The 26,883-nt window shown below is 39.5% G+C and carries 26 protein-coding genes; 3 read left to right on the top strand and 23 right to left on the bottom strand.

Going from position 1 to position 26,883, the window contains the following annotated elements; all coding sequences use genetic code 11:
• Nucleotides 1–34: 34 nt before the first annotated feature.
• Nucleotides 35–1,027 (bottom strand): ABC transporter substrate-binding protein, encoded by a 993-nt coding sequence (locus NQ185_RS15040; RefSeq protein ID WP_257582783.1) that lies wholly within the window; start codon nucleotides 1,025–1,027, stop codon nucleotides 35–37.
• A gap of 300 nt (nucleotides 1,028–1,327) precedes the next feature.
• Between NQ185_RS15040 and NQ185_RS15045 the strand changes: the two genes are divergently transcribed.
• The gene (locus NQ185_RS15045) at nucleotides 1,328–1,708 is read left to right on the top strand and encodes a hypothetical protein (RefSeq protein ID WP_257582784.1); all 381 of its coding nucleotides are present in this window, start codon (nucleotides 1,328–1,330) and stop codon (nucleotides 1,706–1,708) included.
• A complete protein-coding gene (locus tag NQ185_RS15050; RefSeq protein ID WP_257582786.1) occupies nucleotides 1,705–2,205 on the top strand; it encodes an endolytic transglycosylase MltG in 501 nt (166 codons plus the stop codon). Before NQ185_RS15045 ends, NQ185_RS15050 begins: the two co-directional genes overlap by 4 nt.
• A gap of 127 nt (nucleotides 2,206–2,332) precedes the next feature.
• Here the strand turns inward: NQ185_RS15050 and NQ185_RS15055 are convergent, their stop codons facing one another.
• The 9 genes from NQ185_RS15055 to NQ185_RS15095 form a co-directional block, all read right to left on the bottom strand.
• Nucleotides 2,333–3,718 carry a family 4 glycosyl hydrolase gene (locus NQ185_RS15055; RefSeq protein WP_257582787.1) on the bottom strand — a complete coding sequence of 462 codons (1,386 nt, stop codon included), beginning with the start codon at nucleotides 3,716–3,718 and terminating at the stop codon, nucleotides 2,333–2,335.
• 5 nt (nucleotides 3,719–3,723) lie between these two features.
• Nucleotides 3,724–4,440, bottom strand: a complete 717-nt coding sequence (locus NQ185_RS15060; protein ID WP_257582788.1) for a 6-phosphogluconolactonase — start codon at nucleotides 4,438–4,440, stop codon at nucleotides 3,724–3,726.
• Nucleotides 4,424–5,572 (bottom strand): ROK family protein, encoded by a 1,149-nt coding sequence (locus tag NQ185_RS15065; protein ID WP_257582789.1) that lies wholly within the window; start codon nucleotides 5,570–5,572, stop codon nucleotides 4,424–4,426. Before NQ185_RS15065 ends, NQ185_RS15060 begins: the two co-directional genes overlap by 17 nt.
• A 1,063-nt stretch (nucleotides 5,573–6,635) precedes the next feature.
• On the bottom strand, nucleotides 6,636–7,781 hold the full coding sequence (gene nagA / locus NQ185_RS15070) for an N-acetylglucosamine-6-phosphate deacetylase (RefSeq protein WP_257582790.1): 1,146 nt from the start codon (nucleotides 7,779–7,781) through the stop codon (nucleotides 6,636–6,638).
• On the bottom strand, nucleotides 7,781–8,542 hold the full coding sequence (locus NQ185_RS15075) for a glucosamine-6-phosphate deaminase (RefSeq protein WP_257582791.1): 762 nt from the start codon (nucleotides 8,540–8,542) through the stop codon (nucleotides 7,781–7,783). The genes nagA and NQ185_RS15075 overlap by 1 nt, the downstream gene beginning before the upstream one ends.
• Entirely contained in the window at nucleotides 8,539–9,387 is an 849-nt protein-coding gene (locus NQ185_RS15080) for a sugar phosphate isomerase/epimerase family protein (RefSeq protein WP_257582792.1), read from the bottom strand. The genes NQ185_RS15075 and NQ185_RS15080 overlap by 4 nt, the downstream gene beginning before the upstream one ends.
• Before the next feature lie 12 nt (nucleotides 9,388–9,399).
• Nucleotides 9,400–10,269, bottom strand: coding sequence for a Gfo/Idh/MocA family protein (locus NQ185_RS15085; protein ID WP_308784567.1), 870 nt, complete (start codon nucleotides 10,267–10,269; stop codon nucleotides 9,400–9,402).
• A 15-nt stretch (nucleotides 10,270–10,284) separates the two neighbouring features.
• Nucleotides 10,285–11,316 carry a Gfo/Idh/MocA family protein gene (locus tag NQ185_RS15090; protein WP_257582793.1) on the bottom strand — a complete coding sequence of 344 codons (1,032 nt, stop codon included), beginning with the start codon at nucleotides 11,314–11,316 and terminating at the stop codon, nucleotides 10,285–10,287.
• Nucleotides 11,317–11,461: 145 nt separating this feature from the next.
• Nucleotides 11,462–12,625: an MFS transporter gene (locus NQ185_RS15095; RefSeq protein WP_257582794.1), complete on the bottom strand. Its 1,164-nt coding sequence runs from the start codon at nucleotides 12,623–12,625 to the stop codon at nucleotides 11,462–11,464.
• 367 nt (nucleotides 12,626–12,992) lie between these two features.
• Between NQ185_RS15095 and NQ185_RS15100 the strand changes: the two genes are divergently transcribed.
• On the top strand, nucleotides 12,993–13,724 hold the full coding sequence (locus NQ185_RS15100; protein WP_257582795.1) for a glycerophosphodiester phosphodiesterase family protein: 732 nt from the start codon (nucleotides 12,993–12,995) through the stop codon (nucleotides 13,722–13,724).
• Between the two features lie 205 nt (nucleotides 13,725–13,929).
• On the opposite strand, the gene NQ185_RS15105 is transcribed toward NQ185_RS15100, so the two are convergent.
• From NQ185_RS15105 to NQ185_RS15165, 13 genes are all read right to left on the bottom strand, one after another.
• Complete coding sequence (locus NQ185_RS15105) at nucleotides 13,930–15,582, bottom strand: methyl-accepting chemotaxis protein (RefSeq protein WP_257582796.1); 1,653 nt, start codon at nucleotides 15,580–15,582, stop codon at nucleotides 13,930–13,932.
• Between the two features lie 201 nt (nucleotides 15,583–15,783).
• Complete coding sequence (locus tag NQ185_RS15110) at nucleotides 15,784–16,383, bottom strand: hypothetical protein (protein WP_257582797.1); 600 nt, start codon at nucleotides 16,381–16,383, stop codon at nucleotides 15,784–15,786.
• Between the two features lie 175 nt (nucleotides 16,384–16,558).
• A complete protein-coding gene (locus NQ185_RS15115; protein ID WP_257582799.1) occupies nucleotides 16,559–16,708 on the bottom strand; it encodes a hypothetical protein in 150 nt (49 codons plus the stop codon).
• 341 nt (nucleotides 16,709–17,049) lie between these two features.
• Nucleotides 17,050–17,892, bottom strand: a complete 843-nt coding sequence (locus NQ185_RS15120; RefSeq protein WP_257582801.1) for an MBL fold metallo-hydrolase — start codon at nucleotides 17,890–17,892, stop codon at nucleotides 17,050–17,052.
• Nucleotides 17,893–18,021: 129 nt separating this feature from the next.
• Nucleotides 18,022–18,804: an SDR family NAD(P)-dependent oxidoreductase gene (locus tag NQ185_RS15125; RefSeq protein WP_257582803.1), complete on the bottom strand. Its 783-nt coding sequence runs from the start codon at nucleotides 18,802–18,804 to the stop codon at nucleotides 18,022–18,024.
• Between the two features lie 90 nt (nucleotides 18,805–18,894).
• Nucleotides 18,895–19,668 carry an SDR family NAD(P)-dependent oxidoreductase gene (locus NQ185_RS15130; RefSeq protein WP_257582805.1) on the bottom strand — a complete coding sequence of 258 codons (774 nt, stop codon included), beginning with the start codon at nucleotides 19,666–19,668 and terminating at the stop codon, nucleotides 18,895–18,897.
• Nucleotides 19,659–20,642, bottom strand: coding sequence for a sugar phosphate isomerase/epimerase family protein (locus NQ185_RS15135; protein ID WP_257582807.1), 984 nt, complete (start codon nucleotides 20,640–20,642; stop codon nucleotides 19,659–19,661). The genes NQ185_RS15130 and NQ185_RS15135 overlap by 10 nt, the downstream gene beginning before the upstream one ends.
• Nucleotides 20,643–20,716: 74 nt before the next feature.
• Nucleotides 20,717–21,484, bottom strand: a complete 768-nt coding sequence (locus tag NQ185_RS15140; protein WP_257582808.1) for an SDR family NAD(P)-dependent oxidoreductase — start codon at nucleotides 21,482–21,484, stop codon at nucleotides 20,717–20,719.
• Between the two features lie 187 nt (nucleotides 21,485–21,671).
• Nucleotides 21,672–22,604 carry an aldo/keto reductase gene (locus NQ185_RS15145; RefSeq protein WP_257582809.1) on the bottom strand — a complete coding sequence of 311 codons (933 nt, stop codon included), beginning with the start codon at nucleotides 22,602–22,604 and terminating at the stop codon, nucleotides 21,672–21,674.
• Between the two features lie 210 nt (nucleotides 22,605–22,814).
• On the bottom strand, nucleotides 22,815–23,540 hold the full coding sequence (locus NQ185_RS15150) for a ThuA domain-containing protein (protein WP_257582810.1): 726 nt from the start codon (nucleotides 23,538–23,540) through the stop codon (nucleotides 22,815–22,817).
• Nucleotides 23,537–24,619, bottom strand: coding sequence for a Gfo/Idh/MocA family protein (locus NQ185_RS15155; RefSeq protein ID WP_257582811.1), 1,083 nt, complete (start codon nucleotides 24,617–24,619; stop codon nucleotides 23,537–23,539). The genes NQ185_RS15150 and NQ185_RS15155 overlap by 4 nt, the downstream gene beginning before the upstream one ends.
• A 24-nt stretch (nucleotides 24,620–24,643) precedes the next feature.
• Nucleotides 24,644–25,267, bottom strand: a complete 624-nt coding sequence (locus tag NQ185_RS15160) for a YesL family protein (protein WP_257582812.1) — start codon at nucleotides 25,265–25,267, stop codon at nucleotides 24,644–24,646.
• 73 nt (nucleotides 25,268–25,340) lie between these two features.
• The gene (locus tag NQ185_RS15165; protein ID WP_257582813.1) at nucleotides 25,341–26,882 is read right to left on the bottom strand and encodes a type 2 periplasmic-binding domain-containing protein; all 1,542 of its coding nucleotides are present in this window, start codon (nucleotides 26,880–26,882) and stop codon (nucleotides 25,341–25,343) included.
• Between the last annotated feature and the right edge of the window lies 1 nt (nucleotide 26,883).

A 26,883-nucleotide genomic window follows, 5' to 3' on the forward strand; every position in this document is an offset into this window, starting at 1 on the left:
GCCATAATCTCCCTTTTCTTCCTGACTTCCTTACTTAATACGGTGAATTTTCGTCGAGGAAATCAGTATAATTGTCACGGTCTACAATCGTTGTCGGAATCACCTTAACCTCTTCAACGCTTTCACCATTTAAAAGTTTAAGTGCAACATCTACCGCATCCTTAACCATCGCTGGACTGTAAAGGGCAGACTCAATCCAAATATTTTCATTTTCAGGCATCATATTAAAATATTCCTGCATACCTCCCCCGCCAGTTACAACTTTTATATCTGTTCTTCCGGCTTCATCAATCGCTTGCAGGACACCAATTGACGTTTCATCATCCATCGAGTAAACAGCATCAATCTTAGAAGTGCTTGTTAAAATATCGGCAAAATCCTTCAATCCATCTTCACGGGTAAACTTCGTAGCATACGTCGAGATCTCCATATCGGGAGCAATTTCTTTCATCGTATCAACAAAGCCCTTTTTCCTTAATTCAGAAACAGATCCTGAAGTCGGAACTTCAAGCATGACGACATGGCCTTCTTTTCCAATTTTATCGACGATATATTTCGCTCCTTGAATCCCCATATCTTCATTGTCACCAGATACGCGGTACACACCGTCCGCGTCAATAACAATATCAAAGTTTACAACCTTTATATCTGCATCAAGCGCTTTTTGGATCGGAACTTCCATTCCTTCCCATTGAGGGAATGCCACAATCGCTTCGGCTCCCCAAGTCATCAAGTCATCCAATTGTGACGTCATTTCCTCCGCATTAGAACTCGTTTGAATCTGATACTCAATCTCATTGGACAGTTCCTTCGCACGAGCTTCCGCGTGATAAGCAACCGCCGCCACCCAACCATGAGTAACAGCTGGTGCTAAAATACCAATCTTGTGTTTCTTGGCACCTGAATCAGAACCATCCGAATCATTGCCAGGACTATCTCCCGAATCCGTTGACTTCCCTCCACAAGCCGTAAGAAGCGGAACTATAACCAATAACAACAAAGCAAACACACGAAACACCTTTCCCACCGAAATACCTCCCCTTTTTACAAAACTTATAATCTCTTTAAAATCCCCAAAACCACCATTCAATGATGATTATGTCCAACAAATCAAATATATGAATTATAAATTTGCTTGAGAGTTGTGTGAGAGTTGTGTGAGTGCCAGGCACCCAAACAACTTCAGAACAATTCAGAATTGTGTTGGATTTGTGTGGGTGCCTGGCACCGTTCATTACAATTGTTACATTTTCTTGTTTTAGGGCGAATTTTGGTGCATTTTATGTATAATAAGTAGGGAATAGTTTTAGGTAAGGGAGGATATATAATGATGGAATGGGTTTTAGCCATTTTGATTGGTGCAGCAGTGTTGCTGCTCATTTTGTCGTTTTTTAAGTCGATGAAATCATCATCAAAATTGGAAAAACAAATAGATTTGCTTTCAAATTCTTTTATGGATGATGTATATCAGCTAGAACAGAAAATGAGGAATATTGAGTTAGATGCCGAAATCACGGCACATGAAGCAGGTGTATTACCGGCCACTTCAAAGCAGCGCCTTTTGTTGAGGGACATGCTCGACTTACATAAACGCGGGTACTCATTTGATAGTATTGCAGAGAAAACACAATTGACCAAGAATGAGGTTGACCGTTTTCTCGCGCCTTACTTAAAAGCGAAAGATGAAAGGAGCAAGGTAGCCCAATGACAAACAATTCAATTCGCAGCTTTGCCATTGGACTACTTGTCGCGGCAAGTATGTGTGGCGCAGTATACTATTTTGGTCCCAGTGAAGCGGAAAGTGCACAGACGGCAGAAAAACCATCGATAGATGAGATGAAAAGCCTGCTAATTTCTGAAGGCTATGTACTTCATTCGGAGGAAGAGTGGCGTGAGCAAGAAGCTGCCATTAAAGCAGCGAAAGATAGCGAAAAAGAAAAGACCGAAAAAACAGAAGAAAAAGTAGAAGAAAAAGCAGAAGAAGTAAAAGAAAAGATTATATACCGTACGATGATAACTGTAACCCCGGGCATGACAAGTATTGATGTTGGCAAAGCCCTTGAGCGAGCAAACATCATAGACAGCGGAATGAAGTTTTTTAAAGAAGTTGAAAAAAAGGGCTTGTCTAAAAACTTACGCCCCGGCACATATGATGTTGAAAGCGGAATGACGATGAAAGAAATAATATCGATCATCTTTAAATAGCCTTATTTCAAACAAACGACTAGAAGCCACATAAAGAGTGCCAGGCACCCAAACAACTTAGAAACAATTCCGAATTGTTTCTGAATTGTTTGGGTGCCTGGCACTCAAACTATTTCAACTATTTCAACTATTTCCACTCAAGCTTCGGCAAGATTTCCTTTTGCAGCTCGCACATTTCGTCGATCATGGCGCACGCTTGGTAGTATGTAGGTGCTTGTGGGTCGAGCAGAATTGCTTGTAGTAGTTTTGTTTTGGACTGTTCGACGAAGGCTTCGAGTAAGAGTTTATGGATTGTGCCTTGGATGTGTATCGTTCCGATGATGGCAGTCGGTAGTTCGACGGTCATTGGGATTAATTGAATTCCTTGTCCATTGACGATGGCTTGGGTTTCTACGACCATGTCATCCGGCAACCCTTTGATCGCACCATTATTTTGCATATTGACTGAGTTTAACTGCACCTCGTCATCAAAGAAGATCGCCTCGATAATCGGAATCGCATATTCATTACTTTTTTGAACCTTATCTTTGTCGAACTTGAACGTCTCTTTTATCCATTCCTCTTCCGTCATGTCGTCTGAAAATAATCCTTTATCCAACGTATGCCCGCTCGCACAATAAATAAAATCCGGTACTCTTGAATCTTTTTCCCATAATTTTTCTTTTATCGGATCATAGCGATATTGCAGAGACAACCCAGCGTAGAAATCTGCAGCATATGAAACATATTCACCAATATGGTTTGTACCCGGGTAAGGATAATAGCCGTACGTATGATACATCGTTCTCGAGAGTCCGATATGATCAAATTGGGCGAGTCGATCGGCTTTTTTTTCTTTTTCATGAAATAACGGATATAAATCCTCTCCCGTTTTCTTATTCCAAATTTTCGTAAAGAAGCCAAAGTGGTTTAAGCCTCCACCTTCAACTCCGATTTCTTCAATATCCATTTCTAAAAACTGAGAAATCTGATCAATTCCCATATCTAATCCATGGCAAAGACCTACGATTTTAATGGATGTTAATTTGGACACCGCTTCTACTAACTTAGCCTCTGGATTTGTAAAATTAATGAACCAAGCATCCGGACATACCTTTTCCATCGTTCTAGCAATCTCTAACATCGGTCCAAGATTTCTCAATGTATGGAACATCGATCCGGGTCCACCATTTTCACCATAAATCTGCTTGCTTCCATAGCGGCGAGGAATATGAAAATCTTGGGACCAGTAAAAATATCGATTTACCTCAATCGCGACAATGACAAAGTCAGCCCCGGTCAGTGCCTCTTCTAGATTCGACGTCCGAGTAATTTTGGCGGGATGGGAAAATGCCGAAAACATCTCAGCAGCATATGTATACGTCCTGTTCACATTTTCCTCGACAATATCCATCAAAGCGATTTCAAGATCTACTTGATTTTTCAATCGATCCGACAACACGATATCTTGAAGTGCTCCTAAAGCAAAAGATAAACTTCCTGCTCCTACTAGCGTTACTTTCATTTTTTTCATCATCATCATTCCCCTTTTTTTACAAACTTTGCCGCAGCCGCATCTAAATAGAAATCAATATGCTCATAACCAAGCAGCTCTTGCGCTGGCAGTTTCATTTCTTGATTCGAAAAGATTTCTTTTACGATGCTTGCCTTATGCTCACCAGTGATTACAACAACTACTCGTTTGCTGTTGATAATTTGCTCTAATCCGAGTGTGATGCCTTCCTCTAAATCCGTCGGTTGATTAAAATATTTCTGCGCTACGAGCTTAGTCGTTTCAGATAATTTTACAACTGAACTATGATCTAAAAGAGGACAACCCGGTTCATTCAATCCGATATGTCCATTCATCCCAACGCCCATTAAACTGTACGTAATCGGCTGCTCTTCAATAAATTTATCAATTCTTACACACTCTTCTTGTATGTCTTGTGATGTTCCATTGAAAAATTGAATTTGTTCTTCATCCAGTTGTAAAAGCGAAAACAAATCCTTATTTAACATTTGATAGCAGCTGCCTTCAGAATCTCGATTAATCCCGACCCATTCATCTAAACTCACGATTTTTAGCTTTTTTATTTCCTCATCAACGTTTTCAGCAAATTTTTGATAAGCTTTTTGTGGTGTGCTTCCAGATGCCAAGCAAAAAACAGGTTTATCGTCATGAATTAAATGCTGCTTCATTTCTTCTGCTATTATTTTTGCTACTTCCTCTTCACTTTTAAATATTTTGATCATTATGTCCACTTCCCGAAATGACTTTTTGAATTTCCTGTTGCAGCATGAGAATAGCCGCTCCCAGTGCAGTTGAATGTTTTAAATAACTAACCGAAATATTCGGTGTCCATTCCGTATACTGTTCAACATATTTTTTCGTACTTTCCAGAATAGCGTCCGGAAATAACATGGTTGTCTTTCCACCGATAATAATGTCATTGATATCTAAAATACTGATAATACTCGTAATCGTTAAGGCAAGTTTTTTGGAAATAAAATCGATACAATCTTCAGTCCCGACATGCAAATCAAATGTATTAAGTAGATTCTTGTTCCCAATCTTACTTTCCAGCCATCCTACTGATGATGGTTCTTTTCGATAATCCCCATCAAAACACATATACTCTAACTCTCCTGCACTAGAATTAAATCCTCTGTGCAGCTTTTTGTTAATAATAATACCGGCGCCAATCCCGTCCCCTAAAGTGATATGGACCAAATCGGTTGATACGGTTCCGTTATTTTCTAAATTTCTGAATTCCGCAACCGCAGACGCGTTAACGTCGTTTTCAAGAATGATCGGCAACTGTACCGTGTTTTTTAGATTCTCGATCATTTCCTCGTAAAAAAAGTCTTGTTCCTTATACTCTTTTGTTTTCATTCTTATCGTCTTTTTTCGAGTATTAATTGCACCGTCAACACCAATCCCAATTCCTAAAACAACGCTATTTGTTTCGGATGCTTTCGCCTTCATCCTGTTTATAATTTTTTCAAGCATCTTTGTAAAATCTTTATGGTAAAAAGGAATTTCCGTTTCAGTCAAATACGCATCAATCACGTTACTATGTAAATTTACAAGTACAGCCGTAATCTTATTTCCAATGATTTCAATGCCAATGGTAACGTAGCTATTTTCAATGAATTGATAAACCGTTCTTTTTCTGCCTAGACCTCCCGACCCTTCGCGGCTTTCGCCAGTCGCTTTCAAAATCCCAACGGTTTCAAAGAAATTAACTATTTTACTTACAGTCACAAAACTAATCGCTGTTTTTTCGGTAATCTCTACCTTCGCCAGTTCAGGATCATGTAAAAGTATGTCATAAATGATTTTTCGGTTTTCATCCTTTATGTCATTAGGTAAATATGACTTCATTTCGGTACCCCTTACTATTAAACTACATTAATTAATAAACTTAAATAATTAAACCTATTAAAAAATAGTATTACATACTTTTCTGGGTGTCAATTCATATAAGAAGGAATCTGTTTGAACTTCAAAGATTCATCTCTAGGATGGTTCGTGATGAAATTAAAATTGATTTCATCACGAACCCATAAATCACCCCACAATTAACGACTATATCAGTGTTTTCGTTCTATTCATCGAGAATGTGAATTTGTATTAACGACTATATCTGTTTCCCTATTTTTAGTCGCGAATTAACAGGGAATTATCGACTAAACCGGTATTTCATTTCTTTTACTCGAGAATTACCACCGAATTATCGACTAAATCAGTATTTCCATTCTTTTAATCGAGAATTAAACCGGAATTATCGACTAAACCGGTATTTCATTTCTTTTACTCGAGAATTACCACCGAATTATCGACTAAATCAGCATTTCCACTCTTTTAATCGAGAATTACCACCGAATTATCGACTAAATCAGTATTTCCACTCTTTTAATCGAGAATTAAACCGGAATTATCGACTAAACCGGTATTTCCATTCTTTTAATCGAGAATTAAACCGGAATTATCGACTAAACCGGTATTTCATTTCTTTTACTCGAGAATTACCACCGAATTATCGACTAAATCAGCATTTCCACTCTTTTAATCGAGAATTAAACCGGAATTATCGACTAAACCGGTATTTCATTTCTTTTACTCGAGAATTACCACCGAATTATCGACTAAATCAGTATTTCCATTCTTTTAATCGAGAATTAACCCGGAATTATCGACTAAACCGGTATTTCATTTCTTTTACTCGAGAATTACCACCGAATTATCGACTAAATCAGTATTTCCACTCTTTTAATCGAGAATTAAACCGGAATTATGGACTAACCCCGTATCTCTGTTCTTCTAATTGAAAATTACCAACAAATTTTCGACTAGCCTAGCATTTCCATTCTTCTAATCGAGAATTACCACCGAATTATCAACAAACCTAGCATTTCCATTCTTTTCATCAAACATTAACCAAGAATTACACATCCGCCGAATAAACAGGCCGCCCCGCTTTATACGTCTGCACCACTTCCACCTGATTTTCCCTCCATCTAAAAACAACCAAGTCGGCTGGTGCATTCTTGCTTAGCCCTTGCTTTGTCGGTAGTCCCATAAAAGATGCCGGCCGGATGGATGCCATTTCCCATGCTTCATGCAAGGTCGTTATTCCACTTTTATAAAGATGGGCAATTCCTTCCTTTAACATTTGTGCGGAGCCGGCCAAAATGTTTGGATTGTCTTTTGTATGAAGTTTGCCTTCTGGTGTTAAAACTACTTGCCCGCCAATATGGGTTTCATATTGTCCAGGTTCTAGCCCGCTCAAATATACGGCATCGCTTACTAACATGGCACGCGGACCTTTCACTTTCATTGCAACTTTTAAAAAGGATTCCGGTAGGTGAAATCCATCGGCAATAAGGCATGTCCATAAATCATCTTGCGCTAATTGCTCCCACATATAATTCGGATGACGGGGCAGCATTAAGTGAGCGCCATTTCCTAGGTGAGTAGACATCACAGCTCCAGCAGCCACGGCCTCTTTTATTTGTTCAGAAGTGGCTGCAGTGTGTCCAATCGCAACGATAACGCCGCTCTCCACGCACTTCTCGATAAATTCAACCGCATTCGGCCATTCCGGTGATAATGTAAGTATCCTGATTCGTCCACCCGCTGCATCCTGCCATCTTTGAAACAACTCCCAATCAGGTGCTTTGACGAAATCTTTTCCGTGCGCTCCTCTAGGTCCGTCCTCCGGCGATATAAACGGCCCTTCAATATGGATTCCAGCGATACACGTATCGGTCATTTCATCTTTTTCACAAGCTAGAGCGATTGCTTCTACCGCTTTTTCAATAGCTTCGTCACTATTCGTAATGATGGTGGGATAATATGTCGTTACCCCTTCGGTCCATAACGCCTTTGTCATTTGTTCAACAAGGCCTTCTCGGATCGGCAGCGTATTAAAATCATAGCCTTTATAGCCATTAATTTGTAAATCAACGAGCCCTGGAGCAATGTAAAAAGGAGATTCGCTCCGTTGATTTAGTTCAATATTCGTTATCATCTCATCTTCAACCGTGACGGAAATTGCTTCACCTGTAACATAGTGGATTCCTTTAATCATCATGATCCACCGTAGGAATCCTTATCTAAATAAAGAATACAATTTGGATGACGGCGTAAAATCGTAGCCGGATTATCTGTAGAAATTGGACCTTCGAACACACCTCGCACTGCTTGCCTTTTTGTAGGTCCAGGAACGATGCAATATAAATACTCGCCTGACATCAATGCCGGGATCGTCAGGGTAATGGCATGCGTCGGCACTGCATCAAAGTTTAAAAAACAGCCGTCGTTTACTTGCTGCTGCCGGCAAACTTCATCCAATTCCACAATTTTAATCACTTCAGGGTCGTTAAAATCAGCGACGGGAGGATCGTTAAATGCGAGATGCCCATTCTCTCCAATCCCTAAGCAAATAATATCGATAGGTTCTTCCTTCATAAGATTTCCGTAACGTGTAAGTTCATCATTCACATTCCCTGAGCTATCCATTAGATGAACTTTTCCCGGTTTCACTTCATCAAAAAGGTGATGTTTTAAAAATTCCCCAAAACTTTGAGGTGCGGAAGGCTCCAGTCCAATATATTCATCCATATGAAATGCAATGACACGACTCCAATCAATGCTCGCATCCTCCTTCAACGCATCAAAAAATTCACTTTGCGAAGGAGCCGCTGCAAAAACCATGCGAATCGTTTCCTTATTTTTCAATAGTTCTTTTATTTTTGCCGAAACTTGCAACGCTGCTGCTTTCCCCAAATCCGCCCGGCTCTCATACACCTGAACGACTAAATTTCCCACTTGTTCCTCAAGCTTACTCATATTTTACCCTCGACTCCCAATATATTTTGCAAGCCTTTCAATGTCATCCCGGTCCCATCTTTTGCTGTTCCACCTTCTGGGATATAATGCGTTTCAATCGTAAAAAGTCCTTCATATCCATCATCTTCTAGTGCTTGTAGCTGATCGATAAAAGGTACCATTCCTTCCCCGATTGGAACACATTTATCAACGAAAGCATCTTTTAAATGAACATGGCCGATCAAACCTTTTACCCTATCATATCCTTCTGGAAAAGCAGATCGTCCACCATATTCTTCATTCCCCGGATCCCATAAGACCTTTAAATTCGGTGAATCTACCTGCTGAACGAAATGAGCAACTTCAGATGCGTAGCCGCCATTACATGAATTTTCGTTTTCTAGTAATAATAAAGCATCGTGTTCCGCAGCCGCAGTAGCAGCCTTTTTCAAATATCCGATAATCTCTTCTTCATAATCTGAAGGATTTTGTTCTCTCCAGAAGGAAAAAATTCTAATTTTATCAGCCTTTAATCGCTTACAAATCTCTATCACTCTTTCTAGTTTTAAAAAGTGATGTTCAACACTTTCTTCTTCCTGTCCGAACGTGTCCCCGGAGGCAACCGCTCTTGAAGGATTGAGTGCACATTTAAAAATTGGTGAAGCGACGGCCGAAACATACAATCCTCTTTTTTCAACTTCAAAAAGCAATTGATCTAATTCCTGATCCGAAAAATCAGCGATATTTTTCCCACCGACCATCCGAATTTCTACATGTGTCATACCATTACATTCCGCCCAATCCAACGCTTCCGCAAAGTCTTGAGACACCTCGTCTGTTAATACTCCTAATCTATCAAAAATCAAATCGACCACTCCTTATAATGTCACCGTTTTTCCCGTTTCGCGACTTTCTGTTGCCGCCTCTAAAAACCTAGTAATCTCCAATGTCTCTAAGTTGTTAATCGGAGATACTCCAGATTTGAAAAATACAATGATTTCCTCTAAAAGAGACGCATAATACGGTTTTTCATCGGCATCTACATTAACAAATTGCGTACCTGTTTCACGATGAATCAACGCTCCGAATGAATGATTGCCTTTTCGGTTTCCACGGATACTTCCAATGCGCCCATCTTTCCATTCCCCTACAATCAGATCATGATCTTCATTTTTCGTAGCCGTAACTTTCGCGCAACCTGCACCAAACACGCGATAAAGCATTTCAACCGTATGAATGCCATACCAAAACAAGCCGTGAGTGGGCTCCATTGCTAACGGTCCATAACAGTCAACGCCATAAATGGCGCCGCTTTTAGTGAGCGCTTTAGACAACCCATCGGAGTATCTAAGCGAGGAACAACTCATTACAGGTGTCCCAAATTGCTCAGCTAATCGAAAAATCTCTCTCGCATCCTCTGATGAAGTCGCAAACGGTTTATCAATAAACGTTGGCTTTCTAAACGATGCAATTTTACTAAATTGTTCAAGATGAACACGGCCATCCACAGACTCTAGCAATATCGCATCACATTCTTCCGCAACCTCTTCAGGAGACTGAACGATTTTAATGCCCTGATTACGAACTTCCGTTGTAAACCCTTCCACACGAGTGTAACTAAATTCCATATCGCTAGACCCGCCCGGGAACGCAACGACAACTTCCCCTCCTGGGACATCGTGTTCATTTAGCAGCTTTGTAAAAGCAATCACATGTGATGTATCCAACCCAATCATTCCGATCTTCACTCAACCATCCTCCTTTTAAACATTCACTTTTACTTCTTTTCCTGTTCTCGAAGATTCATAGATCGCAAGTATCAAATCAACTGCCTTTCTCGCTTCTTCTCCAGAAACAAGAGGTTCACGATCCTCACGAACAGACTGAATGATATCCTCAACAAAAGCATAATGCCCTTCATCCGAAATAGCCTTCGGATCACTGCCCCCGCCTTCACTATTTCCAACCTGAGGGATTGTTTCATCCCCATCAAGGAACTTCCATTCTTTAAAACCGCTATCCGCAAAAATTATCGAACCATGTTCCCCATGTATTTCAAATCTTGTCTCCTGCCCCGGGTAAACAGACGTTGTGCCTTGAATGACTCCGAATGCTCCATTTTTATATTTAACAGCGATTACAGCAGTGTCTTCGACTTCAATATTTCTGACTAACGGTGCAGTATAGGCAAAAACAGACTCAACATCTCCGACCATCCACTGAATAAGGTCAATTCCGTGCACCCCTTGATTCATCAACGCACCACCGCCATCCAACTCCCAAGTACCTCTCCACCCAGCACTTTCGTAATACTCCGGACTGCGATAATATTTTAAATAAGCATCCCCTAAGACAAGTTTCCCTAATTTCCCGTCCTGAATGGCTTTACGCGTGATGATCGCTGCATCCAACGTCCTTCTTTGGTATACACAACCCAATTTCACCTTATTGTCTTTACAAACCTCAATCATTTCAGTCATTTTGTCGCGTGTAATATCTAAAGGCTTTTCACATAATACATGTATTCCCGCTCTTGCCGCAGCAATCGTTACATCCGCATGGAGCCCGCTCGGTACACAGACGGATACGATATCAATCTCTTCTTTTTTAAACATTTCTTCATAATCGGTATACGTTTTCAAAACTCCATATTCAGCAGCCAGCTTTTCCGCCTTCTCGATTCCAGTATCACAAATCGCCACTAATTCAGCTTCACTGTTCGCACTAATTGCTTTTGCATGAAAGGCAGAAATTATACCAGCACCTACAATCGCGAATTTCATTTTGTTTGTCATCGGATACACTCCTCAATCTTTTTAAAAATTACCTCATAATAAGACATTCTATGTTAGGAATTAATCTCCTCTTTTATTTTTTATATGTACTTTTAAAAAAAAGAAGGAGACTGACCCAAATACTAAGTCAGTCCCCTTGTCACCTTCATTCAGCCATTTCAGTTGAATGTGGATTTTTTATATTAAAATAAACTAAGCCCGCAATGCCAATTAAAGTAGAAGCAGCCATAAGGAAGTATAAAGTGGAGCCTCCGAATGTTTCAAAGATAAACCCACCTGCAAAGGAACCAATAATTCCTGTCACGCCAAACACAATGATCATAAAAGCCATATGACCCGTTGCTTGCATTTCTACCGGAAGCCGTTTATACAAATACTCAATCGCTCCCATAAATAAAATCACATAACAAACGCCATGTAAGGACTGGATGAAGAGAAGGAGGACCGGACTGGAAATAAAGCCAATGACGATCCAACGACCCATATATAGAAATCCAGCAAGGATGATATAGTGGATTGGTTTTTGGGAACGGAACCAAAGAGTTGCGGTCAAAAACATAATCGCTTCACTCGATACAGCTATAAACCACAACCAACCAACGAGTGTCTCATCTCCGCCAATATCAAATAAATACAAGCTAATAAAGCTGTCATTCATACGATGGGTTAAGGTAATAAACGAAACAAAAAAGAAAAAAAGCAATAAGGTCGGGTTTTTGAAAAAGGCACCCATCTTTTTGAAATCCATTTTTTCTGTTCCCGTTTTTGCATCTGTCAGCCCCAAGCTTAATAAAAACAGCATAACTCCTATGAAAATCATTGGAAAAGCAAGGTATTGAATTCCTACTTTGGCAAATAAGAATCCGCTCATTAGAGAAATTAAAGCAAACCCGATGGCAGCCCATGAACGAATCGAGCCGAAAGACACGCCGTTCTGGTCCGCAAGCCGTTTCGTTAAGTTTTCTGATAAGGGAAAAAGGGCATTATAAAAAAGAAAAAAGAATGACCCAGCAATAAAAATCCAGCCAATATGGGAGAGCTGAAAAATCCACACAAGACCAAGAACACTCCCAAGGACAACAACAATCACGATCTTTTTTACCGTTTTGTATTTATCGCTGATCAGTCCCCAAAACGGCTGGCCAATAAGACCGGCAAAAGTACCAAGCGCCAGAAACATTCCAATTTCAGAAGTAGTTAATCCCAAGTTCTTAAAATAAAGCGGTAAATAGCTGATGACAAAGGTATTCATCGACCCAACTAAAAATAAAAATGCTTTTAATTTCCAAAATAACGGTTTTTGATTCATGTGTACGCTTCCTTTTCTATGATGATTCTACTTGGTGAAAATACGTCCAATCCAAAAAAGACCTTTTTCCTTGAAAAGAGAATAAACCCGTTTCAATTAAAGTGTTAATCTATTAATCACGTTGAACTGAATGGTGTCTTAATTCCCAATCCGGCAAAACAAAAAAGCTGACATTCAGCTTTTTTCAATTCAGCAGTTTTCATTCTTATTATTTTTGTAAACTTTAGTGACTCTTCACGAAAAAGCGCCATCATCATAGATTTTACACTGAATGTTCGAAATAGGCTATTTTATACATACTTTATAGGTAGAGTCTATATAAATTCGTTTCAATAAACCAAAATAAGGAAGGAAGAACGTAAATAAAATGATAGAACAACTTCAAACCGAATCTAATCTAATCATAGCGGCTCATCGCGGCTTCAGTTCTAAATATCCTGAAAATACGTTAATGGCCTTTCAAAAAGCAGTGGATGTTGGAGTGGATATGATTGAGTTTGATCTCCGGCTATCTAAAGACAATGAAGTCGTCATCATCCATGACCGGACGGTGGATAGGACAACGAATGGTTCGGGAAAAGTAAGTGAGTTTACGTTAAAAGAATTAAAAGAATTGGATGCTGGTCTTGGACAAAAAATCCCCTCGCTTGAGGAATTTTGCGAACTGCTTCATCCATATTCCGAATTACTTTTTAATGTTGAAATCAAACGTGGCTATAAGGCAATCGAAGTTGCTGACCGCGCAATCGAGATTCTAAAAAAGTTTAATTTCCTTGATAGATGTGTATTTACAAGCTTCGATGCAAATATAGTTGCGCATCTTCATGATAAATATCAGTTAAAAACACAAGGGTTTCCGCGCGAGCAAATGTCCAATTATATCCCAGGCGAAGAAGGGACCTTTTCCAAATTGTGGGCAATTGGGATTGATATGAACATATTGAATCCTAAGATTGTGCAAGATTACAAGAAAAAAGGAAAACTGGCATGGTGCTTTTGTCCAGACGATACGGATCAAGTTAAATATTCATTGGATTGCGGCGTAACCTTGATGACATGCAATAATCCATTACCGGCGTTACAGTACGTTGGACGATAAAAAATGTATTTTTTTTAAAAAAAGCGCTGGTAACACTTCTCCCTGCAACTGTTGCAGGGAGGGGGATACCGTCCCGTACGATCCCTCCTTTATTTCACGAATATTTTTTATGTTCATGGATTTCTTAGGGGAAGAACGAATTCTATTTATGTACAATAAAAAATGCACCAATTAAAATATTGAGTGCATTTTTCATCAGTATTTATTAAAGTTTAAACCTATTAATTAATCCATTCAAATTTTCAGCCAACTTCGCAAGATCTGCAGAACTTTTCGCCACTTCTTCCATTGAACTGCTTATTTGTTCCGATGAAGCAGAGGTCTGTTCCACGCCAGCCGCGGATTCTTCAGAGATTGCTGCAATTTCAGTAATGGATTCTTGCATTTTTTCACTATTAGAGGAGATTTTTAAGATATTTTCCGATACGGTTTTAATCGAATCCGCCATTTCATTAACGAATGAACTGATGTCATTAAAGGTTGCTCTCGTCGTTTTAATTTGACTCGTTCCTAGAGCCACTTCTTTATAGCCAATCTCAAGTGAATCCGTTACAATGCTGGACTCATTTTGGATCCCCGCTACAATGTCAGTTATATCTGTAACCGAATGGGATACTTGTTCCGCAAGCTTCCTTACTTCATCAGCCACGACTGCAAATCCTCTACCTTGTTCGCCTGCCCGCGCTGCCTCAATTGCTGCATTTAGAGCAAGTAAATTTGTTTGATCAGCAATGGCTTGAATAACATTAACCAATTTAGAGATTTCCTGAGATTTCACGTCCAAGCCCCTCACCATTTGAACGGCATCCTGAACGATCTGGTCAATTTTCCCCATTTGCTTACTGGATGTTTCCATTAATTGGCTGCCTGCATTAGTCATATCCAGAACGTTAGTCGACACTGTTAAAATTCGATTGCCGTTATCATTCGCTTCTTGAACAATTGTAGAGAATGAAGCCATACTTTCCGCCAAATCACCTGCGATTGATGCTTGCGACTCTGTTCCGACCGCCAATTCTTGCATCGTTCCTACGATTTGTTCAGACCCCGTATTTACCTCGTTCGCGGATTGCGTTAATTCCTCACTATGACTTGAAATCGTTCCAGTAACAGTGTTAATTTCACTAATCAATTCACGGATTTTTTCATTCATTTCATTTGTAGCATCAACTAGTTCTGCAATCTCATCCCTTGAGGAAATTTGCAGCGATTCCTGGCTCAGATCCCCACTTGCAATCACCTTCATCCTCTCCATCACTTTCTTGATCGGACGAGTAACAAAATTAGAAGTAATAAGAGCTGCAGCAATGCTGACGACGATTACTAAAAGAACAAAAATGGATACTACGTATAACGTATTTTCTCCATTCGATATGATGTTGTCGCCTTTTTGGTGAATGATGTTTTCTCTAGCAGAAGCAATTTTTTCATATTCTGCAATGATCGCCTCAGCCTCTTTTGTGGATGCAGCATGATTTCGGTTTGCCAATGTTTTTTGTCCTTTGTCATACATGGCAAACACATTCGTTTCAATATCTTTTTTCCAAGCACCCGAACGCTCAACAAGTTTTTGAAAATCCTTCGAAGCACCTAAATCTATCGCCTTTTTTTCATCTAAAATAGCTTTTTTCGATAATTCGTTAAACTGCTTCCGATATTCATCATCTTCAAATAACAAGAATCCTCGTAAAGCCGATACCCTCTTATCGATATTTGCCGCCAATTCATTATCAATAATTAAAATCTGCAGTTCTTTATCAAGTATATTTTCAGTATCCTGATTCACATTCTTAACAGAAATAAAATTATAAAGCCCAAACATAACAAACAACAAAATCACAAGCGAAAACCCACTCAATATCTTCGCCCTCAAACTCCTAAAACCAACCAATCTCCCCACAACTACTAACCTCTTCCCATATGTATTTTCCCAAGATGTCCAATCTAGATCCCCAACATTTCGACACTCTAAATATACAATATTTAAAACAAGAGTGCCAGGCACCCGAACAATTCAGAATAGTTTCAGAGTTGTTCGAGTGCCTGGCACTCACACAATTTACTTTTTTCTCCCTCTCAAGATAAATGCTACAACCATTCCTACGGCCAAGCCTATTCCTAGAGCTGTGGAAATTACGTATATTGGGTTATTGTTGTCTTGTTTTTCCGGGGTTTCTGATTTTTTTGCTTTTTCTGTGTCTGATGACGGTACTTTTACAGGTTTTTGGCCTTCTCCTAATTCATTAAGGTCTTCTGTTGCAGCTGTCAATTGGGCTGTTCTTGAACATAGATTCACTCTTAGCTGCCCGTCTACTTCATTTGCATATACGATATACTCTTCATTTAAGGAAAATTCGAAGCCACAGCTTGCAGAATCTCTTTCTGTGTAAACAATCAATTCTGACTGATTACTTCCTTTCCACGATTTATCTACTTCAAATTTTACCTCGAGTAAATCTGCAGAAGATTGATTTTTCTTGTTTTTATTTGAATCAACAATTTCAACAACCTTCCCTGAAAAAACATCAGTACTACGATCCACCTCTTCTTGAACAGTGCCAACTGGTATACAGGAACAAGCTAAACTTTTAATTGGTGATATGGTAAAAAATAAAAATGTGATCATTGTCAAGCTAACAAACCAGTGAAATATTTTCATTTTTATAATGCTCCTTTTTCTTTTTTAGACGATGGGGAATGAAATTCGTTACATGTAAAGCAACGATATTTTACTCAAAAAAACTATTACTTTTAATTACATTAGACAACTACAATCATTTAAAAAAGTTAATCCATTCCATGACGAAGTTTCATCAATTCCCTTTAAAATTTCATCAATTTCCTACCAGACTTCCAACAATAACTCCAAAATTCTCATCAATTCCTTCGCAATTCTCATCAATCAATCTAATCTTTTCACCAATCCATTCAAAATTATCATCAATTATTGCAACTCTTATTATCCCATTCATGAGTCCTTTCAAAAACCCTCCTGAAAATCTGCCAATATTATTTTCAATATCAATAGTAAGACAACGATGTCCATTTCGGTTGAACGACTGTTACATATTATAAGGGCATATTAAAAAAAGCAGATGCGCATAAAAACCGCTAGCCAAGATTTAGGTAATAAAAAAGAAGTAACATACCCACCAGAGGGCAGTTACTTCTTTTTATTAGTGAGCAGTGCCGCAATCACAACAATAAATATGCCGAATCCTAAGAGTCAATTCATTTCCTCGATTGCTCTAAAAGACTATCAAAAGGATTCTACACTTACGATAAACATTTCCGAGTACACTGTCACACTACTTTTTACGTTTCGTTACTTTCCTTTCAATGCCTCTGGCGAAACATAAATAAACCTCTCAAACCTCGCACAAACATGGCACTTTTGCATTGGATAATTTTCATAAAAGTAGTCGATGATTCTACCAGGCTTTTCCGAATTTCCGGCAAACATATCATAATGGAGAGGGATAACCGTATCTACGCCAGCTGCAACCGCAAGTTCAGCTGCCTCTCGTACGTCCATATTCCCTACTATATCCCGCTCATTTCTAAAAAAGTCTCTTCCATTGATTGGAAGAAGTGCCAAGTCAATGGATTCCTTTCTCAATGTTTCTACTAAATTAGGATAAATTACTGTATCCCCTGCATGATACACTTTTACTCCATTCCAATCCAAAATAAATCCAACAAAACGGTGGCCGTGCTCCTCAGAGTATTCAAATTCCTCATGCGCAGCAGGAATGGCCTTTACTTTGACATCGGTAGTGCACCAGTCTAGATTTGTATCAGCCTTCACTAGATTTTCAGGACTGACCCCACACTCCAGCAAACCTTCATGACAATATGCAGGAGCGATAAATTTTGTTTGATTATTTGCTTTAGCAATCGCCTCCACTGCATATGGATCCAAGTGATCACTATGATCATGCGAAATACAAACATAATCGATATTTGTTAACAATTCTGCCTGAAAAGGAGGAGCGAATGCCCGATAAGGAGCCGGTTCCAAATAAGGATCGATGCAAACAATCTTATTCCCTTCACCCTTCAATAGAACACTATTCTGACCTAAAAACCAAACAGCAAGCATTCCCCTTGGGACTTCCGTTTCCTTAAGTTCCTTTAATATCTCCAACCCGCGCTCTAAATTTGTCATTTCCTCTTTACTCATTTCCTTTCTTATTTAACGTCAGTAATAAGAACTTGCCACCCAAACAAACAATTCTGAATAGTTCCAGAGTTGTGCGAGTGCCTGGCACCCACACAATTCCCGGCACTCATCTTCTTATCTTCTTAGTCCTAATCCCCCATTAATATGTAGTTCTGTACCCGTAACCTGACTTGATTCGTCTGATAATAAGTATACAACACCGTATGCCATATCCTCAGGTGTTTGCATTTTGCCTGAAGGAATTGCATTTTCGGCCCATTCTATTAGTTCTTCTTTGCTCGTTCCCATACCTTCATGCAGTTCGATTTCTCCTTCTGATGCGACCCATCCGACTGTAATCCAATTTGAACGAATTTGCTTTTTCGCATAATGAGTGGCGATACTTTTATTTAACGTTAGCATCGCCCCCTTCGCACACGAGTAGGCAACTAAATTTTCTCCACCTGCATAGCCGTTTGTTGAACCAATTTGAACGATCGACCCTTTTCCGGTTTTCAACATCTCCCGTATAGCATATTTGGAACAAAAGAAAGCCCCTTTAATATTCACATCAAAAATAGCGTCGAATAAGTCTTCTGTCGTGTCAAGAATGGTTCCTCTTGGAAAAATTCCTGCATTATTAACCAAGCCGTCAATGCGACCAAAATGGGCAACAGACTCCTCAATTAACTCCATACAAGCCTGCTCAGAAGAAATATCCTTTTGTATAAAAATCACTTCCGTCCCAAAACGAGCCTTTATCTCTTCAACAACCGCATTCCCCGCTTCGTAGTTTCTTCCACTAACAACAACCTTAGCCCCTTCTGCTGCACACATTAACGCAATTCCTTTTCCAATCCCTTTTGTAGATCCAGTCACGACAATTACTTTATCTTGAAGACGGCTGCCCATACACATCACTCTCTCTTCCTTTTTAATTAAAGTGCCAGGCACCCGAACAATTCAGAATAGTTCCAGAGTTGTTTGGGTGCCTGGCACTCACACAATTTAAACCCAACACACAATCGTTTCACCCGTCAATATGTCAGCGGATGGACCACATAAGAACATGACAATCCCGGACATGTCTTCGGGATGGGCTATTTTTTGCAGGCGGGGTTTTCCTTCTTCTTTTTGGACGGTTCGCGTCGCTAGGAATCTACCAGTATAGGTTGGTGCTGGTGAGATAGCGTTTACATTTACATTGTAAGGACGAAGTTGCTCTGCTAAGCTTCTCGTATAATAGGAGATTCCAGCCTTTGCGGTTGCATAAATGATACCCTCTTTTACGGGTATATGCCCAGCAATGGAGCCGACATTTATGATTTTTCCTGATTTCCTCTCCTTCATATGAAGTCCAACGTATTTACACATATACATCGTGGTAAGGAGATTTCGATCGACGACAGAGCGAATATCCTCCACTGATATATCCAGCGCATCATTCGGATTAGGGCGAGGTGTGGAAAATCCGATATCACCACCTGCATTATTCACAAGTATATCAATTGTTCCTAATCTCTCAATCGCTTTTTCTACTACATTAGCAGCTTGCAATGGATCGGATAAATCACCGGCAAAAAATTCTGATGTTACCCCGAGGGACCGGATTTCCTTCGCTACTTCATGCCCCGATGCCGCTTCATTAAACTCACTTGCTGCATCCTCAGTAATATCATGAACAATCACATTAGCTCCCGCTTTCGCTAAATCAAAAGCATATTGTTTTCCCAATCCGCGACTCGAACCTGTAACCAACGCATTTTTTCCTTTTAAATACATACTTTACCTCTATTCTTCATCAAATATGATAAATACGCCATCCCAACCGCCATTTCCTCCATTTCATATGTGGCAATCGCCTCTGCGGATTCTCCTTTTTCATATGGAGTCCGCCAGTCTCCCTTAGTAAAAGCATGATCCTCTACGAAACGAAGAAGACGTGTCAACTGTTGGGCTGTCCGATCCGGATATTCCGTCCAATAATCTTCCTGCAACACTCGAACATGCCTTGCTTCCAACGCCCCATGCTCAATCGACAACGTAATATTCGGATTCACGTTTTCCATTAATGAAAAAAGAGCAGGAAAATCAATTACACCTTGTCCAACAGGGCAACGAGCGAGACGGTACCCTTCATCTGACCAAAAAATCTTGTAATCTTTTAAATGTACATTTTTTATATGCGGAGCCATTTTCACAAAAAAATCCATTGGAACTTCAGCTGTTGCAAGTGGGTTCCCGGCATCTAAAGTAATGCCAAAATAGCTGGAATCGATCGTTTCACATAACCAAAGCAATTCTTCGGAAGCTAAATCTTGGTGATTCTCAACGGTTAAATTGACTCCTACTTTTTCAGCAGTTTTAACAGCCTCTCGAAAGGATACTAGTATTTCATCAAGGAAACTTTGCCATCTGCCATTCATTTTTCGACGGTCGCCGCCAAAATCAGCTCCGCCCACTACCGTTCTTACTGTACGCGCGTTTATTTTACCCCCGAGTTCCAAAACAGATTTTAAATGTTCCGGGTCGAAACCGCCTGCAGCGATATTAATAAACAAACGATGGTCCCTGGCATACTCTCTCACTTCACCCAAATCGGCATCTACTAAAATATCGTATGGCAGCTCTACCCCTTCAAGTCCATATTCTTCTGCCATCTTCATTTGCTCGAGTGCAGTGATTCGGGGATTCTCCGCTTGTGGATGCAACCCCATATAAAAAACCGTCCCATATGCTGTAAGTCCAAACTTCATTCATTTTCCTCCCTTTAGTGGCCTCCAAAAATATCAATCATTAAGAAAAACCAAATTTTTATATGACTTCGTCCCTATTCCACTGTCCAGCCGCCATCAATGACAATCGACGAACCCGTCATAAAGCTCGAAGCTTCAGAAGCAAGATAAATGATCAAGCCTGCTAATTCGTCCGGTTTTCCCCATCTTTTAATAGGCAAATGATCCATGAAAAATTGATTGGCTTCCGGATTATTAATGACAACTTGGTTTAATTCAGTTGCAAATGGCCCCGGACAAATTGCATTTGCCGTTATATTATATTCAGCCCATTCTAGCGCCATGACCTTTGTTAATTGAATTAGTCCGCCTTTACTAGAACAATAGGCGGAACGCTCAGCGAGACCTACCATTCCTAGCATCGAAGCAAGATTAATAATTCTTCCATAACGTTGCTTGATCATGTGTGGGGCAACGGCTTTCGCAACGAGAAATGGAGCCTTTAAATTCGTCCCCTGCACCAAATCCCAACTTTCCTCATCATATTCTAATAAAGGTTTACGAACATTCACTCCCGCATTATTAATTAAAATATCAATACTTCCGTGCTCACTGATAACGTCATCCACTAACCCATTTATTTGCCCAGCATCCAACACATCCACCGCATGCCCCGTAATATTTGTTTCATACTGACTAGACAATACCAGCGCAGCACTTTCAGCCTTTTCAACATCCCTACTCGTAATCGCAACATTCGCACCCGCTGATGCAAGCGCCCTAGCAAATTCCAATCCAAGCCCTTGACATCCACCTGTAACAAGTGCGGTCCTTCCTTTTAAAGAAAATAAATTAATAGACATAAAACAATCTCCTTTCGAGAATAGTGTGAGTGCCAGGCACTCAAACAACTTAGACACAATTCAGAATAGTTCAAGTACATCATGTTTAATAAGGTATTGGAAGCATGACTTGGAATTCATCCCATATAAAAGCAGTCGTTTTCGAGTTGATTATTTTCAGGTTCGACACCCCGGCATCATATTCTTTTTACTTTATGCGAAGATCTAGCCACTTCATTTCCTCTTCGGTTAAAGAAATATCTAATGCTTGTCTGCAAGATAAGATTTCCTGCTCGTTTTGCGGCCCAATAATCGCGGCGGTCGGGAATGATTGATTCAAAACATATGCCAAACTGATCTGAACGGCATCCACACCTTTTTCCTTCGCCATCTGTTGCGCGCGTTGATACCGCTTCCAATTTTCATCGCTATAGTAGACTCGAACGATATCTATATTAGAACGATCCTCAGGCGTAAATCTTCCTGTGAAGAATCCGCTCGCCTGCGATGACCACGAAAATAGTGGCATCCGATTTCCTTCATGCCACATGAGCATTGGATCATCAACAGATACACACCCTGCCCAAAACGGTTCATTAGGTTTGGCAAGACTTAAATTGGGACTGCTAAATGAAAAACCTACTAAACCATGCTTGTCCGCATATTCATTCGCTTCCTGCAGCCTTTCAACAGACCAATTGGAGCCCCCGAACGCACGGATACGCCCAGCTTCCACATGTTCATTTAAAATTTCAAGGATTTCCCCAACATGCACTTCTGGATTATCACGATGAAGCGCATATAATTCAACATAGTCCGTCCGCAGTCTTTCCAGGCTGATTTCCAATTCCTCGTCAATCGCTTCTTTGCTGACACGCGGACCATCAGCATTGTGATGTGCACCTTTTGTTAAAATAATCACATCATCACGCCGCTTATTTTCTTCCATCCAAATTCCAATCGCTTCCTCACTTCTACCTCCAGAATAAATGAATGCCGTATCAATCGTATTCCCGCCAATTTCCAAATAATGATTTAATACATCCGTCACACGATCAATATCGTCCGGCGTAAAACCACCCGACCCCATGACGAGGCTAGAAATCTCCCTGTCTACACCATTAACTTGAATACCCTTCAAAACACCAACACCATCCTCCACATAAAAAATAAGATAATAATTACACTATTCGTTACAATAACAAAATACCCTTTTAAAAAAATTGTTTGAGTGCCAGGCACTCAAACAATATAAAGGGAATTCTGAATATTAAAGTGCCAGGCACCCAAACAATTCTGAATAGTTTCAAAGTTGTTCGAGTGCCTGGCACTTACACAATTTATTCCCTTATTAACTTTTCGCAGTAATTTTTTCAATTGGTTTTGCGTTGCCGTAAGCGGGCTTTTTACGATTGAGTGGCGCTGCCCATTTCACGGCGTTGGTGATGACTTTTTGAATTTCTTTGTTGTGGTAAGTTGGGTATGTTTCATGTCCTGGTCTGAAGTAGAATATCTTTCCATTTCCTCTTGAGTATGTGCAGCCGCTGCGGAATACTTCTCCGCCTTCAAACCAGCTTGTGAAGATCAATTCATCAGGTGCAGGAATATCAAAATGCTCACCATACATTTCTTCCTTTTCTAATTGGATATTTTCCCCGATTCCTTCTACAATTGGGTGCCCTGGAGCAACAACCCAAAGGATTTCCTTATCATCTGCTTCACGCCATTTCAAGTCACAGCTTGTCCCCATAAGTGTTTTGAAAATCTTTGAAAAATGGCCGGAATGAAGGACAATTAAGCCCATTCCATCTAACACTCTTTTTTGGACTTTCTGAACAATTTCATCCTTAACCTCATGATGTGCAAGATGTCCCCACCAAACCAATACATCTGTACTTTCTAATACTTCATCAGTCAAGCCATGCTCTGGCTCATCAAGTGTCGCCGTTCCCGCCTCAAATCCTGCTTCATTTAAAAATGCCGCGATTGCACCATGAATACCATTAGGATAGATTTCCCCAACGACTGGATTCTTTTGCTCATGACGATTTTCATTCCACACTGTTACCCTCATCATTTTCCTTCCTCTCTATTTAATTTTACTGACTGCCCTTTTGCAGCTGATTGAATTACACTTTCAATCACCGTTTGATTGATATAACCATCAGAAAAAGTAGGTACATTTGAATTTTCCCCGTCAATGATTAGACTTGCAAAATCACGTAAAACCGACTTGTTTCGATGACTTTCCGGTACTTCCACCGTTTTCCAAACTGGATCTTCATCTGAATTCTTAATACACAATCTAATTTCATCTGGTCGTTCAATATTCATATTTAACGTTCCAGCATCTCCGTAAATCGTTACTTCCAGCTGATTCGCTGATCCGACCGCATTCCTAGTAGTTACAAAATTCCCGACTACATGATTCCCAAGCTCTGCTTGAAAGCTTGCAAAATCATCTACATCTACTTCTCTTTCTTCGCCACTAGTTGAATCAATTCTTTTTTCGATAAATGTCTTCATTAGTGCTGCCGAAACCGTCTCAAATTCCCCGACAAAAAAACGTGCAATATCAATCATATGGGCGCCTAAATCTCCTAAAGCACCTGTACCTGAAATCTTTTGATCATAACGCCATAAATAAGGAGTTTCATAGAAAGGAGCTCCGAATGATTGCTGATATTTCACATCAAAATAACGAATTCGACCAATTGCGCTTTCATCTATCAGCTGCTTGGCATATTGAAATGATGGTGTATAGCGATGAATAAAGCCGATTGCAAAAGGAATAGGACTTTCTTCGTATAATTTTTTTAAATGATCTGCCTCATCCATATTCATTGTAAAGGGTTTTTCCGACATGACAGGCTTCTGATTTAATATGCATAATTCTACAATTTTGGCATGTACATTATTTGGTACAACTGCGAGAATTGCATCGATATCAGGTGATGCGATGATATCTTCAATCTGAGTGAATCGTCTCTCTTGCCCAATCGCTATCTCTTCACCTAATTTGTCAACTAACTCCCGATTCACATCGCAAATCGCCGCTATACGAATGGTCTCGATTGTAGAAATGAGATTGCGGTAATAATTAGACATCCCACCGAGGCCAATTAAGCCGATATTCAGAATCTTATTTGTTTCCATATTGCTGCTCCCTCCATCATCAATTCAAACTTCATATTTACTAAAAACCTTACTAAATAGATACGCATTAAAATAAGCTATTAAAGCAAATCCGCCAAAAGTCCCGAAATATATCCCCGATAAAAACCCTAAATCCGAAGAAAAGACAAAGAAAATGATTAAGCCATTCATCAATAATAGCGCTAACAAATATGGGAAATTAGACATTCCTATCAGCAATGAATTTAATATCGATTTTTTAATCGTATCTTCATATCTTGCTGTATAAGGAAAAATAAAAAATAAGCTGCATAGATATACAAATCCAAATATAAAAGCCATGCTTGTAAAAAGAAATCTAACGAGCCCCGTAAGATTACCTAAAAATAAAAAGTCTAGTAGAACAATGATTCCAATAACGGCCATAATTAGCCATAGAATCGTACTTTTGAAAAAGTTCCTTCTAAAAGAAATCAAAAAACTTTGTATTATGTTCCTCTCTTCATGTTTAACCATTTTCAGTAAAACGGAAAAAATTGCTGTAGAGGATGCACCAATCGTAATGATAGGGAGGCAAAAAAGAATAAATAAAAAGTTTAAAATAACGATATCCACTATTCTTGACAATAGTTGAGAAAAGGGACTTTTCACACTAAAAAGTTGGCCCACGGACGTGTCCCCCTTCATTTTAAGAAGGACAGTCGGCCATCCATAATATTAAAAGACCGACTGTCCTAACATCTTATTTAAGTGAATCTTGATATCTTTCAAATGCTGTATTCTGGATTTCTATAAATTCATCATATCCCATCTTTTTCAACTGAGAAATGTAGGAATCCCATTCTTTTGCTGCTCCGCCTTCCACAATCCATTTTGATTGCATGGAAGTAATATATGAATTCAGATCTGTATTTAATGCACTAACACGATTCATTTCTTCTTCTGTAAAAACAACATTTGGAAATTGTTCTTTTACATACTTATTGATTTCCTTGTCAATTTCCAGTTTTAAGCCATCCCCACCACTCTTAGGTAATGTGACTTTTTCATTGAAGCCTTCCTCAATGTACTTTGGCCCGAAATCACGGAATGAATTCACCCATGCAAATATATCGGCTGACTCACCTTCAGGAGCATCTAAAACTGTGTATGTTCCATCCGCGTTTTTCTCAACTGCTACACCAAAAGATCCGTAAAATGTTTGAATACTTGCATCCTCTGTATAGAACTGATCAATCCATTTTAATAATTTTTCCGGTTCTTTTGCTTTTGTAGTAATCATAAATTCACGTCTTTCATAAATAGCCGCATCTGTCATTACATATCGTTCTCCATCAGGACCTTCTAGCGCCGGTAATGGAGCATATTGATCAGCATTTGGTCCAAATACAGCATCTGGTGTCCAACCGGAAGATACACCAACTAAAGCTTCATCTGGATTTTTTCTTTTTGCTTCAGCCATTGACTCGTCTTGTGTAAATAATTCTTGATCAATTAAACCTTCTGAATATGCTTTATGCATCCATTCAATTCCTTCGCGATACTCATCCGTAGTTGGCATAAAGACAGGCTTTCCATCCTTAACAGTCATATTCGAAGAGTAGGCCCCTACAGGAAGACCGAACGGTAAAATGTACTGCATAACTCCACCTTGATATGGAATTTCATCATTCGGATCACCATTTCCATTGGCATCCTGCCCTTTAAATGCCGCTAATACTTCATAAAATTCATTATATGTTTGGGGCATCTTTAAATTTAAATTATCCAACCATTTTTTATTAATGAACAAAGCATTTCCGGCAATAGGTCTCATTGGTAATTTTTTTGGCAAACTATAAATATGTCCATCTGGTGAAGTGACCATAGCTCGTAATGCAGGGTCATCTTCAAATGCCTTATTTAAGTTTGGCATATATTTATCGATTAAATCTTCCAACGGAATAAATATTCCTGCATTTTTAGCTATATCTGAATCACTGAGTGCTAGCGAACCAAAAAATGCATCCGGATATTCTCCTCCTGATAAGAGGATTGATTTTTTATCTCCCCATTCAGAATTTACGTAAATATCCCAATCAATGTTGATACCTGCAGCTTCCTCCGTGTCTGCCACGAACCCTTTTAAAAAGTCATCTCCCCATTCTGCCCAACGAACTGTAGCAATTGAATAAGATCCTTCTTTTGCAGGTTCTGGACTGGAAGAGTCTTTACTGCTGCACCCAACAATCAAACTTGAAGCTAAAGCTAAACTTGCAATTATTTTTAATTTACTTTTAATCATA

It is taken from the genome of Lederbergia panacisoli (assembly GCF_024626525.1).
Lineage (GTDB): Bacteria > Bacillota > Bacilli > Bacillales > Bacillaceae_C > Lederbergia > Lederbergia panacisoli.

Excerpts from the sequence above, each read along its gene's own strand:
- NQ185_RS15045 (WP_257582784.1), top strand. The coding sequence starts at position 1,328 with ATGATGGAATGGGTTTTAGCCATTTTGATTGGTGCAGCAGTGTTGCTG.
- NQ185_RS15050 (WP_257582786.1), top strand. The coding sequence starts at position 1,705 with ATGACAAACAATTCAATTCGCAGCTTTGCCATTGGACTACTTGTCGCG.
- NQ185_RS15055 (WP_257582787.1), bottom strand. The coding sequence starts at position 3,718 with ATGAAAAAAATGAAAGTAACGCTAGTAGGAGCAGGAAGTTTATCTTTT.
- NQ185_RS15060 (WP_257582788.1), bottom strand. The coding sequence starts at position 4,440 with ATGATCAAAATATTTAAAAGTGAAGAGGAAGTAGCAAAAATAATAGCA.
- NQ185_RS15065 (WP_257582789.1), bottom strand. The coding sequence starts at position 5,572 with ATGAAGTCATATTTACCTAATGACATAAAGGATGAAAACCGAAAAATC.
- nagA (WP_257582790.1), bottom strand. The coding sequence starts at position 7,781 with ATGATTAAAGGAATCCACTATGTTACAGGTGAAGCAATTTCCGTCACG.
- NQ185_RS15075 (WP_257582791.1), bottom strand. The coding sequence starts at position 8,542 with ATGAGTAAGCTTGAGGAACAAGTGGGAAATTTAGTCGTTCAGGTGTAT.
- NQ185_RS15090 (WP_257582793.1), bottom strand. The coding sequence starts at position 11,316 with ATGACAAACAAAATGAAATTCGCGATTGTAGGTGCTGGTATAATTTCT.
- NQ185_RS15095 (WP_257582794.1), bottom strand. The coding sequence starts at position 12,625 with ATGAATCAAAAACCGTTATTTTGGAAATTAAAAGCATTTTTATTTTTA.
- NQ185_RS15100 (WP_257582795.1), top strand. The coding sequence starts at position 12,993 with ATGATAGAACAACTTCAAACCGAATCTAATCTAATCATAGCGGCTCAT.
- NQ185_RS15110 (WP_257582797.1), bottom strand. The coding sequence starts at position 16,383 with ATGAAAATATTTCACTGGTTTGTTAGCTTGACAATGATCACATTTTTA.
- NQ185_RS15120 (WP_257582801.1), bottom strand. The coding sequence starts at position 17,892 with ATGACAAATTTAGAGCGCGGGTTGGAGATATTAAAGGAACTTAAGGAA.
- NQ185_RS15125 (WP_257582803.1), bottom strand. The coding sequence starts at position 18,804 with ATGTGTATGGGCAGCCGTCTTCAAGATAAAGTAATTGTCGTGACTGGA.
- NQ185_RS15130 (WP_257582805.1), bottom strand. The coding sequence starts at position 19,668 with ATGTATTTAAAAGGAAAAAATGCGTTGGTTACAGGTTCGAGTCGCGGA.
- NQ185_RS15135 (WP_257582807.1), bottom strand. The coding sequence starts at position 20,642 with ATGAAGTTTGGACTTACAGCATATGGGACGGTTTTTTATATGGGGTTG.
- NQ185_RS15140 (WP_257582808.1), bottom strand. The coding sequence starts at position 21,484 with ATGTCTATTAATTTATTTTCTTTAAAAGGAAGGACCGCACTTGTTACA.
- NQ185_RS15150 (WP_257582810.1), bottom strand. The coding sequence starts at position 23,540 with ATGATGAGGGTAACAGTGTGGAATGAAAATCGTCATGAGCAAAAGAAT.
- NQ185_RS15155 (WP_257582811.1), bottom strand. The coding sequence starts at position 24,619 with ATGGAAACAAATAAGATTCTGAATATCGGCTTAATTGGCCTCGGTGGG.
- NQ185_RS15165 (WP_257582813.1), bottom strand. The coding sequence starts at position 26,882 with ATGATTAAAAGTAAATTAAAAATAATTGCAAGTTTAGCTTTAGCTTCA.